The sequence below is a fragment of the Spirillospora sp. NPDC049652 genome (genome assembly GCF_040675125.1).
In the GTDB taxonomy this organism is placed as follows: Bacteria; Actinomycetota; Actinomycetes; order Streptosporangiales; family Streptosporangiaceae; genus Spirillospora.
In genome coordinates this window covers 1-1472 of the sequence record NZ_JBFAOF010001374.1, presented here as the reverse complement: position 1 = coordinate 1472, position 1472 = coordinate 1, and the positions used below count along the sequence as shown (strand labels likewise).

At 74.6% G+C, this 1472-nt stretch carries 2 protein-coding genes and 1 pseudogene; 1 reads left to right on the top strand and 2 read right to left on the bottom strand.

Annotation, left to right across the window (positions count from 1 at the left end):
- Window positions 1–225, bottom strand: a pseudogene (locus AB0J52_RS40345) (hypothetical protein); the annotation flags it as partial.
- A gap of 113 nt (window positions 226–338) precedes the next feature.
- Between AB0J52_RS40345 and AB0J52_RS40340 the strand changes: the two are divergent.
- The gene (locus AB0J52_RS40340) at window positions 339–1253 is read left to right on the top strand and encodes a siderophore-interacting protein (protein ID WP_500188475.1); all 915 of its coding nucleotides are present in this window, start codon (window positions 339–341) and stop codon (window positions 1251–1253) included.
- A 37-nt stretch (window positions 1254–1290) separates the two neighbouring features.
- On the opposite strand, the gene AB0J52_RS40335 is transcribed toward AB0J52_RS40340, so the two are convergent.
- A partial coding sequence (locus AB0J52_RS40335; RefSeq protein ID WP_500188473.1) for a hypothetical protein occupies window positions 1291–1472 on the bottom strand: 182 nt, incomplete at its 5' end.

Sequence of the window (1472 nt, the reverse complement as noted above, 5' to 3'; positions counted from 1 at the left end):
CGGGCGGCCGTGCGCGTAGAGCGCGACCAGCGAGCCCGCGGAGGTGTAGAGGGCGAGGTCGAGGCGGCTGGCCGCGAGCAGCGCCAGGTTGGGGATCGCCGACGCGATCACCGCGCTGACCGCCGGTTTGTACCAGATATCCGAGCTCCGCCCGAGCGTCAGCACCCCGCGCACCGGCAGCGGGCGCACCAGCGCCCCCTGGCCCGCTCCCGCCCCTCCCGCCATGATCCCCCTCAAAGCTTCACAAGTATTTCACTTGTAAAATATCAGCCGGAACGGGATGCTGTCGACACCGGGTGGATTAGGCTTACCTAACACCGAACGAACGCGGAGGGCGCATGGGAACCGAACCGGAGACCGAACCGACGGCGGGCACCGAGCCGGCGGCGGGCAGCCCGCGGAGGGCCGCCGGGAGCGCGCGCGGAGGCGGCCGCCGGACGCACCGCGGCGTCGTGCTGCGCACCGAGCGGCTCACCCCGCACATGGTCCGCGTCGTCCTCGGCGGGGACGGCCTGGCGGAGTTCGAGGCGGGCGAGTACACCGACCACTACGTCAAGCTGATGTTCGGGCGGCCCGGCGTCACCTACCCCGAGCCGTTCGACCTCGACCGGATCCGCGCCGAGTTCCCGCGCGACCAGTGGCCGACCACCCGGACCTACACCGTCCGCTCCTGGGACCCCGGGTCCCGCGAGCTCGCCATCGACTTCGTCGTCCACGGCGAGGAGGGCCTCGCCGGGCCGTGGGCGGCCGCCGCCCGGCCCGGCGACGAGATCTCCTTCATGGGCCCCGGCGGCAAGTACGCGCCGAGCGCCGACGCCGACTGGCACCTGTTCGCCGGGGACGAGAGCTCCCTGCCCGCCATCGCGGCGGCGCTGGAGCGCGTCCCGTCCGGCGTGCCCGCCCACGTGTTCGTCGAGGTCGCGGACGCCGCGGAGGAGCAGGAGCTGTCCTCCCCCGGCGACGCCAAGATCGTCTGGCTGCACCGGGGCGACCGCCCGGTCGGCGCGGCGCTGGTCGAGGCCGTCCGCGCGCTGGAGCTGCCGGACGGCCGCGTCCAGGCGTTCGTCCACGGCGAGGCCGGGTTCGTCAAGGAGCTGCGGCGCTACCTGCGGGTCGAGCGGACGCTCCCGATGGACCTGATGTCGATCTCCGGCTACTGGCGCGTCGGCCGCGACGAGGACGGCTGGCAGGCGGGCAAGCGCGTCTGGAACGAGCAGGTCGAGCAGGAGGAGCGCACGGCCCTGTCCTCCTGATCCCCCGGGATCAGGAGCCGGGGTCAGGGGGCGGGGATCAGGAGGCGGCCTCCGCCTCCGGCGCCCCGTCCGCCGCTCCGTCCCCGGTCCCGTCCTCGGCGCCCGCGCCGAGCGGGTCGAAGTCGGCGAAGCCGGGCAGCCAGCGCAGCGCCTCGTCCCGGAACCGCCCCTCGGCCTCCAGCTGGCACAGCACGCCGCCGCACCCGGCCATGGCCCGCC